Below are 14818 nucleotides of genomic sequence, written 5' to 3' on the forward strand. Positions count from 1 at the left end.
GCTGTCAAGCGCCCGTTGCCTGCCGTGCTCGCGATTCAGCCTTTCACGCCGCATGTGGTATATCGTTTATCGATAAATCCACCCCGGGGCGGCGATGCTGCCTCAATGCCGGAGGCCGCTTGACCGCTCGTCCCGCCCGCGCCAGACCCGCGCGAGGCTTGTTCACCCTGGCCCAGGCCGCCGTACAGGCCGTCCGGGCGATGTGTTGGCTGGGCATCCTGGCCGCACTGCTGGCCGTGCCACTGGTCGCCCACGACCGCCGCTGGCTGCTCGACAGCGTGCACGACACCGCTGCCGCCGCCGCACATGGCAATGATCTGTTCCTGCATTTCTGCCTGGGCCTGGGCGCGATCGTCGCGTTGCTGGTGCTGTGCCTGCTGTTCCTGCGCCACCTGCTGCGACTGCTGAGGTCGGCGGCGCGCGAGCGGCCGTTCACCCACGCCAATGCACAGCGGCTGCAACGCATGGCGTGGCTGATGCTGGCAATGGAGCTGCTGTCGATCCTGATCGGCGCCTACGCGGCCTGGATGGGCCCGGACTTCACCTGGATGGAGGTGGGCGGCGGCATGTCGATCACCGGCCTGGTCGCGGTGCTGATGCTGTTCGTACTGGCCCGCGTGTTCGCGGTGGGTGCAGCGATGCGCGACGATCTTGATGGTGTCATCTGATGGCGATCGTCATCACCCTGGACCGCATGCTGCAGGAACGGGGCATGACCCTGTCCGAGCTGGCCGGGCGCATCGACATCACCCTGGCCAATCTCTCGATCCTGAAGACCGGCAAGGCGCGCGCCATCCGCTTTTCCACGCTTGATGCAATCTGCCGTGAGCTGCAATGCACGCCGGGTGACCTGCTGGGGCATGACCCGACGCAGGCGCAGGACGCTGACTGAGTGTTTTCCCTTCTCCCTTACCTACTGACGAAACGGACCTGAAATGGAATGGTTGGCTGACCCCTCGATATGGATGGGCCTTGCAACCCTGGTCGTGCTGGAGATCGTTCTCGGCATCGACAACCTGGTGTTCATCGCGATCCTGGCTGACAAACTGCCGCCGCACCAGCGCGACCGCGCGCGGGTGATCGGCCTGGCGCTGGCACTGCTGATGCGGCTGGTGCTGCTGGCGGCGCTGGCCTGGATCATGAAGTTGACCGAGCCGCTGGTCACCTTGTTCGACCACAGCTTCTCCGGGCGTGACCTGATCCTGCTGGGTGGTGGCCTGTTCCTGCTGTTCAAGGGCACCATGGAGCTGCACGAGCGTCTGGAAGGCCGCGAGCACCACGAAGATGGCAAGAAGGTCTACGCCAGCTTCGCGATGGTGGTGGCACAGATCGTGGTGCTCGACGCGGTGTTCTCGCTGGACTCGGTGATCACCGCAGTCGGTATGGTCGACAACCTGGGCGTGATGTACGCCGCGGTGACCATCGCGATGGCGCTGATGCTGGTGGCCAGCAAGCCGCTGACCCGCTTCGTCAACAAGCATCCCACGGTGGTGGTGCTGTGCCTGGGCTTCCTGCTGATGATCGGCTTCAGCCTGGTGGCCGAAGGCCTGGGCTACAAGATTCCGAAGGGATATCTGTACGCGGCCATTGCCTTCTCGATCCTGGTTGAAGCCTTCAACCAGTGGGTGCGCTTCAATCGTGAGCGCAACGAGCGCCGCCAGCCGTTCCGCCAGCGCACCGCCGATGCCGTACTGCGCATGCTCGGCGCGCGGCCGGCCAACGGCCATCACGACGAAGAGGCCAGCGAGCAGGTGGATGCTGAAGAGCGGTTGCAACCGGCCGAGCACGAGATGATCCGCAGCGTACTGGGCCTGGCTGATCGCCCGGTGTCGAGCGTGATGACCGTGCGTGCCGACGTGCAGTGGATCGACTTGGCACGTGGGCAGGAGGACGTGGTGGCGCGCTTGGTGGCATCGCCGCATACCCGCCTGCTGGTCGGCGACGGTGATCTGGACAGCCTGCGCGGCGTGGTGCAGAGCCGCGACCTTCTGGCCGACCTGCTGCAGGGCAGGCCGCTGCAGCTGGAGGGCAACCTGCGCGAGCCGCAGTACGTGCTGTCCAGCGCCAGCGCACTGCAGGCGCTGGAGCTGATCCGCCAGCACCCGGTGCCGCTTGCGGTGGCGGTGGACGAGTACGGCAGCGTGGAAGGCCTGGTGACCGCCAATGACCTGCTGGCGGCGATTGCCGGTGATCTCGTCGATACCCAGGATGAGCGCTATGGCGTGGAGGCGCAGGGCGAGAACCAGTGGGAGGCCGACGGTGCGCTGACCCTGGACGACCTGCAGCGCCTGGCCGGCGTCTCGCTGCCGCGCAGTGCCGACTACATGACCATCTCCGGTCTGGTGCTGGAGCGTCTGGGGCGCCTGCCGGACATCGGTGACACGGTGGAGATTGCGGATGTACGCATCACCGTACTGGCAATGGAGAAGCGTCGCATCGCCCGCCTGCGGGTGGAACGCATCGGGCTTTCGTAGAGTCGAGCCATGCTCGACTGGCCCTCTGTAGAGTCGAGCCATGCTCGACTGCTTCCTGAGCAGCCGGGTACGGGCCCGGCTCTACACAACACTGCCGGCAACCGTCACCATGGCAGGCCCGTTTTCTTTCCAGGATGGTTGCAGTGCTGAGTACGATCGGTTTGTTGATGGGCCTGTACGTGGCCTGGCGCCTGTTCTGGCCGCTGCGCATGCCCGCCGCATTGAAGGTCGTGCTGTCGCTGCTGCTGGTGGGCGTTGCCGTGCAGCTGCGCATCGTCGCCACGTTCTGGGGCACGACGGCGTCGCCCGAGATACCGAAGCTGGCCATCGCCACGCTGGCCACCGGCTCCACCGCGGTGTTGCTGCTGGCGCTGGTGATGCTGGTGCTGGACGCCGGCCTGCTGCTGTCGCGCCTGTTGCGCTGGCCGCGTACTGTATCGGTCCTGCGCGCACCGAAGCTGCGGCCGACGGCAGGTCTGCTGGCCCTGCTCGTGAGCGGTTATGGCGTCAGCCAGGGCATGGCCGTACCCAAGCCCCGGCAGATCGAGGTGAGCATTGCCGGGCTGCCGGCCGCGTTCGACGGCTATCGCGTGCTGCAGTTGACCGACATTCATGCCAGCCGCCTGCTGACCGGCGACTGGGTACGCAGGGTGGTGGACGAGAGCAATGCACTGAAGCCGGACCTGATCGTGATCACCGGCGACCTGATCGATGGCAGTGTCGAGGCCCGGCGCGACGACGCGCGTCCTCTGGTCGATCTGCAGGCACCGGATGGTGTCATCGCCATCACTGGCAACCACGAGTACTACGCGCAGTACCAGGCGTGGATGCAGGCGTTCCGCGCGCTGCACATGCAGGTGCTGGAGAACAGCCACCTGCAGGTGCGGCGCGGCGATGCGGCGCTGACCATCGCCGGCGTCACCGATCCGGTGGCGGCACGCTATGGCCTGCCGTTGCCGGATCTGGAGACCGCGCTGGCCGGTGCCGATCCCGCCGCGCCGGTGATCCTGCTCGATCACCGCCCGCGCAATGCGCGCGAGGCGGCCGCGCGTGGCGTGAAGCTGCAATTGTCCGGACATACCCACGGCGGGCAGATCATCGGCATGGACCAGCTGGTGAAGCGTGCCAACGGTGGCTATGTCTCCGGCCGCTACGAGGTGGATGGCATGCCCCTGTACGTGAGCAATGGTGCAGGCCTGTGGGCCGGATTCCCGGCACGCATCGGCGTCCCGTCGGAAATCACCCTGATCACCCTGCGCCGCGCCCCGTGACCGGAAGTGGGGTCAGATCCCTTTCCCGCAGGGAAAGGGATCTGACCCCTGACAAACCACGTGGAAGGAACCATGTCCCATCCCCGCGCACCGATGGAGCGCCTGATCCGCGCCAATGCGGACGAGATCAACCGGCTGCGCCAGGCCATCCGCGAAGCCGCTGGCGCGCGCTGGCGTGGCCCGGAAGAAATGCAGCGGCATGCGGCAGCCTGCGCGGAATACAACCAGCGCTATGAACAGCTTGCTTTCCCGGGTGGCTACGCCAACGCGCTGAAGCAACTTGCCGAACACGATCCAGATACGCTGGAAGTCGCGCTGACCTTCCTTGAGGTGCGGCCGTATTTCTTCCGGTCCGGATACATGTGGAAGACGCTGCTGAAGCGCGTGCAACGGGTAGCCATGGGAACGAAGCAACACGCACGGCTGCAGAAGATCCTCGATGCCTACGCCGCTTACCGGGCGGGAAGCCGGCATACCGGGTAGCTCCACGCCATGCCTGGAGGTCATGCCGCACCCAGCGCCCCAGCCGGCCCCGGGATCGGCGATCATCTGCAGCGAGTGTTGAAACCAGGGAGCACCACGCAATGCAGGGAACGCATCATTCAATCCGGCGCCCACGCCACGCTGCACTGCTGATCGCCGCGCTGCTGCTGGCGGCCTGCCAGCGCACGCCTGAGCTGCCGGACGAGGCACCCACTGCAGACACGCCGGTTGTCGCGCCAACGGCCGCCATCGATCTCTCCGCGCTGCTGGATGCCCTGCCGACCTGCGCGCTGGACGGCTGGTACATCGATCAGCAAACCGCTCGCCCGGCCCACCCCTGGTTGGCTGCGAACGCACCGAAGCCCTGCAAGGAGGACGAGGAGAACGAGATCGCCACGTTCTGCGTGCAGGGGCAGTGGAAGGGGCTGCCGGTGGAAGAGGTGATCCTGCCGACGATGACGTTCGTCTCGTTCCGTGGGGCCAGGATCGGCCTGCCGTTGGAGAAGGCGCGTTCAATCGCCCGCCAGCACCTGGGGCAGGACTTCCCGGGGGGAGCGGCTTACGAAGCGGGCCGTGAGCCGAAGCTGCTGGCTGACCCGGAGGATGCTCAGCGTTCGTGGTTGCTGTGCAGCACCCCGGAACTGGGCCACGACGTGGACAGCGAAGGGAGCATCAGCTATTCCGGCATGAACCTGCCCTACGACCACGACGGTTGCAGCTACCGCTACAGCCCGGTCGACTTCTGCGATGCGCAGCACCGCGCCGCCATCGAAGATGCCCTCCAGCATCAGAAGCCCAATTTCAACCAGCACTATCTGCTGGTGCAGGTCGATGATCGTCCCGAGTACTTCCAGCGCACGCTGGTGCTGGTCGATACCCACACGGGCAGGGCGACGCCATTGCCGTTCGATGCCTTCACCGGGCCGGCGGGGAAGGGCGGTGATGCCACCGGCTACGGGATCCTGGAAACGGGTGTGGACCAGCAACAGTTCTGCCTTGATGGTGCGTTGCTGGTCTACCGCGTGTTCGAGGAAGGCCGTTTCTGCTTCGGCTTTGACGGCGAGCGTTTCACCGGCCATGAAACCCAGTACATGCAGGCGACGGACAGCCGATGACCGGTATTTCACCCCGGCCATGCCACCCTGCTTCGAACCTGCGCAACCGGGATCGAGGCTGTTGAAGGCGAATACGCAATGACCGCGGCGCGGCAGCGCTCGATGTGGGTGGCGGGCCTGTCCACGGTGGTGGAGTGGTACGACTTCACCCTGTACCTGTACTTCGCCACGGTCTTGTCGCGCGTGTTCTTCGGCGGTGGCGAGCAGGCGCTGCTGGTCACCCTGGCCGGCTTCGCGGTGTCCTACCTGATGCGCCCGCTGGGCGCACTGTGCTTCGGCCACCTGGGTGACCGGCTGGGCCGGCGCTGGATGTTGCTCGCGTCGATGGCCTTGATGGCAGCGGCGATGCTGGCCACTGCATTGCTGCCGACAGCGGCCACGGCGGGCACTACGGCGGGCGTGCTGCTGTTGGTACTGCGCTGCGTGATGGCGTTTTCGGTGGGCGGCGAGTACACCGGTGTGGTGGCGTATCTGCTGGAAAGCGCGCCGGTGCGGCGACGTGGCCTGGTGACCTCGCTCGCTTCGGCAGCCAGTGAAGTGGGCGCGCTACTGGCGGTAGCGATCTCCGCGCTGACCGTGGCGCTGCTGCCCATCGCGCAGCTGGACAGCTGGGGCTGGCGCATTCCGTTCTTCGTCGGTGCCGCGCTGGCACTGGTGATCCTGGTCGCGCGCTCGGGCATGCACGAGTCGCCGGAGTTCGAGCGGCAGCGCCGTGAGGGCAGCATTCCGGCTACACCGCTTCGCCACGTACTGCGCAACCATCCGCTGGCGGTGGCACGCACGTTCGCGATCTCGGCGCTGGGCTCGATCACTTATTACGTTGGCATCACCTATGTGCCGGCCTTCCTGCATGCGCAGGGTCATGACGAAGGTGACGCACTGTGGCTGTCGACGATTGCGGCGGTGGCGGTCATCGCGATCACGCCGCTGTGTGGTGCCTTGTCCGACCGCGTCGGGCGGCGGCCGATGCTGCTGGGCCTGACGGTGCTGGCAGCGCTGTTGCCGCTGTCCCTGTTCGCCTGGATGGCACAGGCGCCGCCGCTGGGCATCGCGCTGGCCGCGGTGCTGCTGGCCTGCGTGGCCGGTGGGGTAAGTGCCGTTGCTGCGCCGGCCACGGCCGAACAGTTCCCAGGCGAAGGCCGGGTCAGCGGGCTGGCACTGGGGGTGACCATGGCCACCGCCTTTTTCGGCGGCGCAACACCCTGGCTGGCGCAATGGTGGGTGGAACGCAGCGGCTGGGCAGCGGCACCGGGCGCGATGATCGCGCTGGTGGCGGTGCTGGTGCTGCCGGTGCTGTGGACCCTGCCCGAGACGGTCCCGGGCAGGGCCAAGCGCTAGCGGGTCAGACCTTCAGGGTCTGCTCGATGTCGGCCAGTACGGCGGCCGCATCCACGCCGATGGCAATCGACTGCACCACGTGGCCGTCCCACACGCTGGGGCCGAACGCCAGGCCTTCCGGCTTGGGAATGGTCATGCCGCGGGCGACGCCGTCGGTGGCCACGCGCACGATGGCGCGCTCGAACTGGAACAGCTCCGGGCGGGTCAGCGCGATGCACGCGCAGCAGTCATGCACGACCATGCCCTTGTGGCCGGCCTGCAGGTAGAAGTCCACGTAATCCTGCGACAGCGCACGCACCAGCTCGGCATCGGCACCGCCGATGGTCGCCAGCTTGTCCAGGCCGTCACGGTCCATTTCCACGCGGGTGGTCACGTCCAGGCCGATCGCGGTGACCGGCCAGCTGGCGGTGAACACCACGTCGGCGGCTTCGGCGTCGCCCCAGATATTGGCCTCGGCGGCCGGGGTGATGTTGCCGTTGACGTGGAAAGCGCCACCCATGATCACCACGCCGCGCACCAGGCCGGCGATGTCCGGGGCCTGCTGCAGGGCCAGGGCCAGGTTGGTCATGCGACCGACCGCGACCAGGGTCACCTCGCCCGGATGTGCGCGGACCAGGTCGATGATCAGCTGGTGGGCCGGGCGCGCATCGGCGGCCACGTCCAGGCTGGCCGGCACCGGGTGGTTGCCCAGGCCGTTGTGGCCATGGATGTGCACCGGCCAGGCTTCCGGGGTGGCTTCCGGCTGCAGCGGGCCGCCGGCACCGCGCGCGACCGGAGCGGCAAAGCCCCAGGCCTGCTTCAGGTACAGCGCGTTGTGGGTGGTCGACTCCACCGAGGCGTTGCCGAAGGTGGTGGTGACGCCGATCAGGTCGATCTGGGCGTGCTTGTGCAGGTACAGCAGGGCCAGGGCGTCGTCGACGCCCGGGTCGGTATCGAAAATGACTTTCAGCATGTTGTTGTTCTTCTTCTTCCGTGTGGTGCGGGGGGCGCCGGCGGCCCGGAGGCAGGCCGGCGCGCCCTACATTGTCCCATCTTCATGACAGGCAGGGCCAACATCGGGGTGGAAGGCCATAATGCCTCCAGTCCAGGCACGGAGTCGCCGAATGCTGATCGTTGCCCTTCTGCTGGTCCTGCTGGTGCTGGGCCTGAACGTGGTCGCTACCGTGGTGATCGTCAGGCGCGATGGCCTGTCGGCCGGGGGGCGGGCGGTGCAGCTGCTGCTGGTCTGGCTGCTGCCGCTGGTCGGCGCGATCCTGTGCATGGCGGTGGCCACGGCCGATGGCTCGGGCAGCCGGGGGGATGGCGGCGCAAGCCATGACAGCTCAGGTGGCTATTCCGGTGACAACCACAGCCATCACGGCAACAGCAGCTCCGACTGCAGCAGTGATGGTGGTGGGGGTGACGGCGGCAGCTGCGGTGGCGGCGATTGATGAGACGTCCCAGGGGGCCGGCCAAGGTCACGTCCTGGTAGTGCCGGCCGCTGGCCGGCAACCTCAACAGCTCAGCCGCCGCCTTCGGTCGGCAACGGCGCCGGTACGTTCAGCAGCCCGCCTGCCGCCACATAGGCGGCCAGCGCCTGGCCCTGGCTCAGCAGATGGCGTTCCATGGTGCGTTCGGCAGCCTGCGCGTCGCGGCGGCGGAAGCACTCCATCAACTCGCGGTGTTCGGCCAACGACTGCGCGGTGCGGCCCGGCGTCAGCAGCTGGCGGCCACGGTGCATTTTCAGGATGCGGTGCAGGTCGTGAGTGATGCGGATCAGCCACGGGTTGCCCGCGTAGTGCTGCACGGTTTCGTGGATCAGGTAGTTGTTGCGGTAGTACTCGGCGATGTTGCCCTCGGCCGCCGCTGCTTCCATCGCTGCATGCAGGTCTTCCAGCTGCTGCACGCCGGCATCGTCGATGTGCTTCACCGCCTCATGCGCGCAACGGCCTTCCAGCATCGCCATCACCGGGAACAGCTGGTTGAGGTCTTCCAGCGTCAACCGGGTGACCCGGCTGCCACGACCGGCATCGATCTGCACCAGGCCTTCGGCGGCCAGCAGCTTCAGCGCCTCGCGCAGGGGCGTGCGGCTGATGCCCAGTTCTTCGCACAGCGCGGGCTCGTCGATCCATTCTCCCGGCGGCAGCCGGTAATCGTAGATGCGCTCGCGCACGTGTTCGGCCACCTCTTCGTACAGGGGGGCGCGCTTCTTCGGTGACCGCGGGGCAGGGGCAATGGCCATGGTGGAAGTGTACCGCCAGGTAGTGCCGGCCGCTGGCCGGCAACCCATGATCGCTGGATGGCTTCATGAGATTGCCGGCCAGCGGTCGGCACTACCGCTGGGCGGTTACATCCAGCCCGGCACTACGAACACCAGCCAGGCCAGCAGCGGTCCGAGCGCAACCACCAGGCCGCTGTAGACCAGGAAGCGGCGGAACAGGGTCTCGCGTTCTTCCTTCGCGGCCGAGGCCACCACCAGTGCGCCATTGGTCGAGAACGGGCTGACATCGACGATGGTGGATGACACCGCCAGCGCGCAGATCACGCCAGCGGCGCTGAGGTGGCCCTGCATCAGGAACGGCACCGCCAATGGGATCGTCGCGCCGAGTACCGCTGCCGACGAAGCGAATGCGGAGACGATGCCGCCGACGTAGCAGACCAGCAGTGCACCGAGCAGCGGGATGCCGATGTCGGAGACACCGTTGCCGATGAAGTCCACCGCGCCGGCATGTTCCAGCACGCCGATGTAGGTCACCACGCCGCAGATCAACAGCACGGTGGACCAGCTGATGCCATCGACCGCACCCTTCTGGCTTTGTGGCGACAGCAGCGCCAGCGCGACCGCCACGGTGATCGAGACCAGGCCGACGTTGAGGTTGTAGATCAGCGCCGCCACGCCCAGGCCGAGCAGGCCGATCAGGGTGAACAGGCGTTCGCGGGTGAGGTTCACCGCATCCAGTGCCGCCGGATCATTGCTGAGCGTGCCGCCACCTGCCGCGACCAGCGCGCCATGACCTTCGATCGCGAATTGCCGCGACGAGGCCTGCGGGCCACCGGCCATCGCCAGCTCGGCAGTGCCGAGCGTTCCTGCTGCGGTGATCGAGCCACGGCGCAGCAGGGCGATGCCACCAAAGGCGAAGAAGCAGATCGTCGCCATCATGAAGTTGAAGCCAAGACTGGTCAGGAATACCGCCATCTCGGTCACTTCCAGCCCGGCCTTCTGCACCACGCCATTGGTGATGCTGCCGTACACGCTGATCGGCGAGAAGCCGCCCGCCTGCGCGCCATGGATCACCAGCAATCCCATCATCAACGGATTGATGTTGTACTGCTTGGCGAAGCGCAGCGCGACCGGGCCGATGATCGCGACCGCTGCCGGGCCCAGCGCACCGAACGCAGTGAGGACTGCGGTGATCACGAACATCACCCACGGAATGGCCACGATATGGCCGCGCACCGCTTTCACTGCCCAGTGCACCAGCAGGTCGATGGTGCCGTTCTTCTGCGCGATGGCGAACAGGTAGGTGATGCCGACCAGGGTCAGGAACAGATCGCCTGGAAAGCCGGCCAGGACTTCCTTGCCCCCCATGTCGACCCACAGCCCGCCGATGATGAAGGCCAGCGCGAAGGCGACGGCTCCCATGTTGATCGGCATCGCGGTGGCAACGATGAACATGATCACCAGGCCGATGATCGTTGCGATTTGTGGACTCATGCGCCCTCCCAGACACGTGACTCACGTACAGCGCGGATGGAGACCCGCCATCCCGGGGTAAGGCGACGTACGGCGTGTTGCGTGACACGTACTGCTCGAACCCGTTACTGCAGCCGTTCCAGCGCACTGCGGACCCAGCCCGCGGCGCCTTCAAGGCTCTGGAACTCTTCCACCGCGCGCACCTCGCAGCACGGATAGGCCGGCGCGACCATGCGCGCCAGTGCATTGCCCGGGCCCAGCTGCAGGAACACCCGCGCGCCACGCTCGAAGGCCTGGCGCATCACCTGCGCCCATTCGATGGTCTGTGCCGGTTGCGCCGACAGCGTGTGCACCACTGCAGCGCGATCCCGCACCGGGCGGGCATCGACGCCGGCCAGCAGGGGCAGCCGCGGTGCCTGCACCTGCGCAGCGTCCAGTGCGGCGGCAAACGGTGCCACTGCGCTGGCCAGCAACGGCGTGTGCGCGGGGACATGGACCGGCAATGGGCGGATTTCCGCGCCGCACGCCTGCGGGTCTGCCGCCAACGCGTGCAGCGACCGCCATGCACCACCCACGATGAAGTGGTCGTGGCCATTGGCGATCGCGATGAAGGCGCCATGCGCATCACACAAGCGCTGCGTGGCAATGCGATCCAGTCCCAGGACTGCCTGGAGCCCGGCATCTTCCGGGGTTGCGGCATCCATCAGGTGCGCGCGTTGCGCGGACAGTGCCAGGCAGGTGGTGGCATCGAAGCTGCCGGCGATGGCATGCGCGGCGAGCTCACCGATGCTGTAGCCCGCGATCACCGTCGGCGTTGGCAAGACGTCGCGCAGGCCCTGCCAATGCGCCAGGCTGGCCGCGCACAGCAGGGGCTGGGCCTGCACATTGTCGAAACGGTCGTCGGCCGCCGCGGCGGCGAATACATCGCGGCCCAGCAGTTCGCCCGTGGCATCGAGCAGCGGCCGCGCGCCGGCAAGGTCGCGCACGCGATCGAACATCGCCGCATGTTGCGCGCCTTGCCCGGGGCAGAGCAGGGCAAGGCTCATGCGCCCTCCTGCTGCAACAGGAACAGGCTGCAGGCAAGCAGGTCGGCGCTGCCGCCGGGGCTCAGGTGACGCGCAACGAAGGCATCGGCAATGTGCTGCAGGCGTGGCTGCCAATCGTGCGCGAAGGCACCACCTTCGGCCAGGAAGCGGTGGGCCTGCTGCCGCGCCCAGCGCAGGCCTTCCGCACCACCGCGATGCAGCAGGTTGAGGTCGTCGGTGTGTGCGACCAGCTGCATCAGCGTGTGGCACATCGCGGCTTCGCGTGGCAGGCCACTGGCCAGCGCGTGGCGCAGGCTGGGCAGCGCCACCTCGCGCAACAGTGGGTAACCGGCGGCGGCCTGTTCGCGCACGCCTGGCACCTTGTGCAGGGCGCGCGCGCGCTGGCCGGGGCTGCCTGCATCCAGTGGCGCGTGCGCGAAATCCGCAGCCCAACGACGTACCTCCAGGCAGACCTGCTCACCCGTGGCGGCATGGCCCAGGCGGGAGCGGCAGGCCGCGGCGGCCGCTACCAGCAGGCCGAGGCTGAAGATCGCGCCACGATGGGTATTGATCCCGGCGGTCGCGCGCAGCATCGCGGCTTCGGCGGCGATGCCACGTCGGCGCAGGGCACCGAAGTCCGCCCCGGCGGCACCGAGGTGTGCCACGGCAGCGAAGTAGTGGCGCAGCGCGAACAGGCTGCGCAGGAACGTGCCGGCGTCCATGTCGTGATGGCTGCCGCGATTGAAGGGTGTGACCAGCCCGGGCTTGGGTGCCAGTGCCAGTTCCGCATGCAGGCTGGCGACGGCCAGGCGGCCCAGGCGCGCGCTGTCCACGGCAGCTGCTGGTCTGACCGCCGGTTGCACGACGGCGTTCATGCGCTCACCCCGGCGGGGGCGAACAAGCACTCGCGCAGTTCCAGTGCAGCGCCTTCGAGGCGCTTGACCAGTACCTCGCGGCTGCGTCCCGCGTATTCCCGCCAGTTCACGGCGGTGTCGCCGGCCAGGCACAGCTCGCCATCGACCCGCCGGCCGTGTTCGGTCTCCCATGCCTGCAGCCGTGCGACCAGGGCATCGGCCTGTGCGGCGGTGTCGATCCGCCACAGCAGATCGATGTCCGAGCGCGCGTGCACATAGTGCAGGCCCGTGAGGTGCTGCCATGCGAAGGCACCGAATACGCGCGCTGCAGCGATGTCCTGCAGTGACTGCAGCGGGCGCTGCCAGTCCTGCACGAGGTCGCCTTCCAGCACCGCCTGCAGCGTCGGTGGCGGCGCGGTGCGCAGCACATCGTGTGCCGGCACGCGCAGGGCCAGGCGCAGTTTGCCCTCGGCGGGTGGCAGCGGCACGCCGAGGCGCAGGCGGGGATCGGCATCGTCGGCGGCACGCCGGGCGACGATGGCGGGCAGCCCCTGCGCAAACCAGTCGCCCAAGCGTGGCTCATGCGCGGCGATGTCCGCCTGCCAGCGGGCGTGCGCTGGCAACCAGACCAGCGTATGGCGTGGCAGCCGCTCAGGCATCGCCCTGGCTCACGGCTGCAGCCACGCGTGCGGCCAGCATGCGACCGCCACGTTCGGCACCCTGCACGGCGCGGCGGTCGCCATCGGTGGGCGTACGCAGCGCCAGCAGCAGGTGTGCGGCGAGGTCGCCGCTCCAGATCGAATCCACCGCGCCCATCGCCACGTAGTTTTCCACGCCCGGTGCGAACACCGGCGAGGTCTGGCTCAGCGCCTGCAGTTTCTCCAGCGGCTGCTTGGTCACCCGGGCCATCGCGCGCAGGTCCATCACCCGCACCTGGGCATCGGGCAGGGCGTGGATGTGGTCGGCCATCAAGCCGAACGAGAGGAAGCCGCCGCTGACCGACTCGCCATAGACCAGCGTCACCAGCCGTGCACCGCGTCGGCGTGCCAGATCCAGCGTCTGCGCCAGGTGCGCGAAGTAGCCGTTGATGCCAAGCAGTTCGTCACGGCGTGCCAGGCGTTGGCCGGCGGTGTCGACCAGCATCACAATCGGACGCTGTGGATGCGCGGCGGTACTGGCCAGCACGGTGTCGGCCAGTGCCAGTGCGTGGTCCACGCCCACCTCGAGTTTGTCGGCGGTACCGATCACGGTCACCTCGCCGTCGTCGGTCGTGGCGGTTCCGGTCAGTACCGAGTCCTCCACGGCAACGGCGTGGCCACGCGGGAACAGGGCGTCGAGCAGCGCGTGCAGCGGAAGGCTCATGGCAGGCTCCGATCGGCGGTGGCGGCGAGGAAATCGTCGGTGTCCAGCAGCGGCAGCCGCTCGGGTTCGGTGATGCCCTGCAACGACCAGATCTCAAGACCATCACGGCACCCGCCCCACGCCTGCATGCGTGCCTTCAGTGCGGCATGGCGTTCCTGCAGCGCATTCAATGCAGCATCGGCATCGCTGCTGGCGGTATCCGGCTGCAGCGCATCGGATGCCGCTTGTGCAAAGGCCTCGATGGAATCGGGCACGAGCACCTGCGCCTGGTCGATCAGATAGCGGTGCTTGCCGCCGGTCACCCGCCAGACCAGCGCGCGGTCGCGGGAGTCGAACTCTTCCACGCCGCGTACGGTTTCGATCACCTCCGGCCCGGACAGCGACAGCCGGCCTTCCTCGGACATGATCACCGTGCTGCAGCAGCGGGCCACGATGCCCATGCCACCGAATGCGCCGTTGCCGCTGCCGATCAGCGCCAGCACGGGGACGCCCGCAGCGCGCGCATCCAGGGTGGCGCGCATGATCTCGGAAATGGCGATCAGCCCCGCATTGGCCTCGTGCAGGCGCACGCCGCCGGTATCGAGCAGCAGCAGTACGCCTTCGGGCCGGGTCGCGGCTGCGCGGCGCAGCAGGCCAGTGAGCTTGGCGCCGTGCACCTCGCCCACGCCCCCGCCCATGAATTCACCCTGCTGTGCGGCCAGCAGTACGCGTTTGCCGCGCAGCGTGGCTTCACCGACGACGATGCCATCGTCGAATGCCGCGGGCTGGTCGAGCTGGGCCAGGTGTGGGCTCATCATCCGCCGTGCCGGGCCGAGGAATTCACGGAACGAACCGGCGTCGGCCAGGCCGGCGATACGCTCGCGCGCGTCGGCTTCGTAGTAGCTGTGGCGCTGCGTCCGGTTCATCGTGCATCTCCAGCGAGCAGCGCTTCCACCGCCTGGTCCAGGCGCAGGCTGACCACCGCCGGCGTGGCGCCGGCATCGTTGATCGAGATGCGTACATCGCGCAGTGGATGGCGCTGTGCGAAATCGCCGATCACCGCTTCCCAGACGCGGCCAAAGCCCTGTGCGGCGGTGATGATGCGCACCGTCATCGCGCCGTCCAGTGCGGCCGGCTCCAGCAGGATTTCCAGGTTGCCCGAGGCCAGTACGCCGACCAGTACCGCATCGCGCGGGAACTGCACCGGGGTGCGTCCTTCGAATCGATAGTCGAGGGTTTCCATG

At 67.7% G+C, this 14818-nt stretch carries 17 protein-coding genes; 8 read left to right on the forward strand and 9 right to left on the reverse strand.

Translation table 11 applies throughout. The features are described from left to right. Positions 1–200: 200 nt before the first annotated feature. The 7 genes from N5D91_RS12910 to N5D91_RS12940 all read left to right on the forward strand — a co-directional run bounded on the left by N5D91_RS12910 (position 201) and on the right by N5D91_RS12940 (position 6681). Positions 201–668 carry a DUF2975 domain-containing protein gene (locus tag N5D91_RS12910; protein WP_110714278.1) on the forward strand — a complete coding sequence of 156 codons (468 nt, stop codon included), beginning with the start codon at positions 201–203 and terminating at the stop codon, positions 666–668. Then, positions 668–892: a helix-turn-helix transcriptional regulator gene (locus tag N5D91_RS12915; RefSeq protein WP_010483459.1), complete on the forward strand. Its 225-nt coding sequence runs from the start codon at positions 668–670 to the stop codon at positions 890–892. Before N5D91_RS12910 ends, N5D91_RS12915 begins: the two co-directional genes overlap by 1 nt. 43 nt (positions 893–935) lie before the next feature. Next, the gene (locus N5D91_RS12920; protein WP_153856414.1) at positions 936–2474 is read left to right on the forward strand and encodes a TerC family protein; all 1539 of its coding nucleotides are present in this window, start codon (positions 936–938) and stop codon (positions 2472–2474) included. 134 nt (positions 2475–2608) lie between these two features. After that, on the forward strand, positions 2609–3745 hold the full coding sequence (locus N5D91_RS12925; RefSeq protein ID WP_180854985.1) for a metallophosphoesterase: 1137 nt from the start codon (positions 2609–2611) through the stop codon (positions 3743–3745). Between the two features lie 93 nt (positions 3746–3838). Beyond that, entirely contained in the window at positions 3839–4228 is a 390-nt protein-coding gene (locus tag N5D91_RS12930; protein WP_279922688.1) for a hypothetical protein, read from the forward strand. 101 nt (positions 4229–4329) lie between these two features. Next, positions 4330–5343, forward strand: coding sequence for a hypothetical protein (locus N5D91_RS12935; RefSeq protein WP_180854987.1), 1014 nt, complete (start codon positions 4330–4332; stop codon positions 5341–5343). A gap of 78 nt (positions 5344–5421) precedes the next feature. After that, positions 5422–6681, forward strand: coding sequence for an MFS transporter (locus N5D91_RS12940; protein ID WP_180847413.1), 1260 nt, complete (start codon positions 5422–5424; stop codon positions 6679–6681). Positions 6682–6685: 4 nt separating this feature from the next. Here N5D91_RS12940 and N5D91_RS12945 read toward each other — a convergent pair whose 3' ends face one another. Then, positions 6686–7633: a nucleoside hydrolase gene (locus N5D91_RS12945; protein ID WP_180854988.1), complete on the reverse strand. Its 948-nt coding sequence runs from the start codon at positions 7631–7633 to the stop codon at positions 6686–6688. Between the two features lie 151 nt (positions 7634–7784). On the opposite strand from N5D91_RS12945, the gene N5D91_RS12950 reads away from it, so the two are divergent. Next, on the forward strand, positions 7785–8111 hold the full coding sequence (locus tag N5D91_RS12950) for a hypothetical protein (protein ID WP_110711560.1): 327 nt from the start codon (positions 7785–7787) through the stop codon (positions 8109–8111). A gap of 71 nt (positions 8112–8182) precedes the next feature. On the opposite strand, the gene N5D91_RS12955 is transcribed toward N5D91_RS12950, so the two are convergent. From N5D91_RS12955 to mdcC, 8 genes are all read right to left on the reverse strand, one after another. After that, positions 8183–8902 carry a GntR family transcriptional regulator gene (locus tag N5D91_RS12955; RefSeq protein WP_012510388.1) on the reverse strand — a complete coding sequence of 240 codons (720 nt, stop codon included), beginning with the start codon at positions 8900–8902 and terminating at the stop codon, positions 8183–8185. Positions 8903–9007: 105 nt separating this feature from the next. Next, positions 9008–10375 carry an SLC13 family permease gene (locus tag N5D91_RS12960; protein ID WP_049443775.1) on the reverse strand — a complete coding sequence of 456 codons (1368 nt, stop codon included), beginning with the start codon at positions 10373–10375 and terminating at the stop codon, positions 9008–9010. A gap of 104 nt (positions 10376–10479) precedes the next feature. Continuing rightward, a complete protein-coding gene (gene mdcH, locus N5D91_RS12965; RefSeq protein ID WP_164161631.1) occupies positions 10480–11400 on the reverse strand; it encodes a malonate decarboxylase subunit epsilon in 921 nt (306 codons plus the stop codon). Further along, positions 11397–12254 (reverse strand): triphosphoribosyl-dephospho-CoA synthase MdcB, encoded by an 858-nt coding sequence (gene mdcB / locus N5D91_RS12970; protein WP_153856408.1) that lies wholly within the window; start codon positions 12252–12254, stop codon positions 11397–11399. Before mdcB ends, mdcH begins: the two co-directional genes overlap by 4 nt. Continuing rightward, positions 12251–12892, reverse strand: a complete 642-nt coding sequence (mdcG, locus tag N5D91_RS12975) for a malonate decarboxylase holo-[acyl-carrier-protein] synthase (protein WP_164161630.1) — start codon at positions 12890–12892, stop codon at positions 12251–12253. Before mdcG ends, mdcB begins: the two co-directional genes overlap by 4 nt. Continuing rightward, positions 12885–13595 carry a biotin-independent malonate decarboxylase subunit gamma gene (gene mdcE / locus N5D91_RS12980; RefSeq protein ID WP_164161629.1) on the reverse strand — a complete coding sequence of 237 codons (711 nt, stop codon included), beginning with the start codon at positions 13593–13595 and terminating at the stop codon, positions 12885–12887. The genes mdcG and mdcE overlap by 8 nt, the downstream gene beginning before the upstream one ends. Beyond that, entirely contained in the window at positions 13592–14500 is a 909-nt protein-coding gene (locus N5D91_RS12985; protein WP_164161628.1) for a biotin-independent malonate decarboxylase subunit beta, read from the reverse strand. Before N5D91_RS12985 ends, mdcE begins: the two co-directional genes overlap by 4 nt. Beyond that, positions 14497–14817, reverse strand: a complete 321-nt coding sequence (gene mdcC / locus N5D91_RS12990) for a malonate decarboxylase acyl carrier protein (RefSeq protein WP_164161627.1) — start codon at positions 14815–14817, stop codon at positions 14497–14499. Before mdcC ends, N5D91_RS12985 begins: the two co-directional genes overlap by 4 nt. Position 14818 lies beyond the last annotated feature (1 nt).

The organism is Stenotrophomonas sp. GD03794 (genome assembly GCF_029842145.1).
GTDB lineage: Bacteria > Pseudomonadota > Gammaproteobacteria > Xanthomonadales > Xanthomonadaceae > Stenotrophomonas > Stenotrophomonas riyadhensis.

Excerpts from the sequence above, each read along its gene's own strand:
- N5D91_RS12910 (WP_110714278.1), top strand. The coding sequence starts at position 201 with ATGTGTTGGCTGGGCATCCTGGCCGCACTGCTGGCCGTGCCACTGGTC.
- N5D91_RS12915 (WP_010483459.1), top strand. The coding sequence starts at position 668 with ATGGCGATCGTCATCACCCTGGACCGCATGCTGCAGGAACGGGGCATG.
- N5D91_RS12920 (WP_153856414.1), top strand. The coding sequence starts at position 936 with ATGGAATGGTTGGCTGACCCCTCGATATGGATGGGCCTTGCAACCCTG.
- N5D91_RS12925 (WP_180854985.1), top strand. The coding sequence starts at position 2,609 with ATGGTTGCAGTGCTGAGTACGATCGGTTTGTTGATGGGCCTGTACGTG.
- N5D91_RS12930 (WP_279922688.1), top strand. The coding sequence starts at position 3,839 with ATGGAGCGCCTGATCCGCGCCAATGCGGACGAGATCAACCGGCTGCGC.
- N5D91_RS12935 (WP_180854987.1), top strand. The coding sequence starts at position 4,330 with ATGCAGGGAACGCATCATTCAATCCGGCGCCCACGCCACGCTGCACTG.
- N5D91_RS12940 (WP_180847413.1), top strand. The coding sequence starts at position 5,422 with ATGACCGCGGCGCGGCAGCGCTCGATGTGGGTGGCGGGCCTGTCCACG.
- N5D91_RS12945 (WP_180854988.1), bottom strand. The coding sequence starts at position 7,633 with ATGCTGAAAGTCATTTTCGATACCGACCCGGGCGTCGACGACGCCCTG.
- N5D91_RS12950 (WP_110711560.1), top strand. The coding sequence starts at position 7,785 with ATGCTGATCGTTGCCCTTCTGCTGGTCCTGCTGGTGCTGGGCCTGAAC.
- N5D91_RS12955 (WP_012510388.1), bottom strand. The coding sequence starts at position 8,902 with ATGGCCATTGCCCCTGCCCCGCGGTCACCGAAGAAGCGCGCCCCCCTG.
- N5D91_RS12960 (WP_049443775.1), bottom strand. The coding sequence starts at position 10,375 with ATGAGTCCACAAATCGCAACGATCATCGGCCTGGTGATCATGTTCATC.
- mdcH (WP_164161631.1), bottom strand. The coding sequence starts at position 11,400 with ATGAGCCTTGCCCTGCTCTGCCCCGGGCAAGGCGCGCAACATGCGGCG.
- mdcB (WP_153856408.1), bottom strand. The coding sequence starts at position 12,254 with ATGAACGCCGTCGTGCAACCGGCGGTCAGACCAGCAGCTGCCGTGGAC.
- mdcG (WP_164161630.1), bottom strand. The coding sequence starts at position 12,892 with ATGCCTGAGCGGCTGCCACGCCATACGCTGGTCTGGTTGCCAGCGCAC.
- mdcE (WP_164161629.1), bottom strand. The coding sequence starts at position 13,595 with ATGAGCCTTCCGCTGCACGCGCTGCTCGACGCCCTGTTCCCGCGTGGC.
- N5D91_RS12985 (WP_164161628.1), bottom strand. The coding sequence starts at position 14,500 with ATGAACCGGACGCAGCGCCACAGCTACTACGAAGCCGACGCGCGCGAG.
- mdcC (WP_164161627.1), bottom strand. The coding sequence starts at position 14,817 with ATGGAAACCCTCGACTATCGATTCGAAGGACGCACCCCGGTGCAGTTC.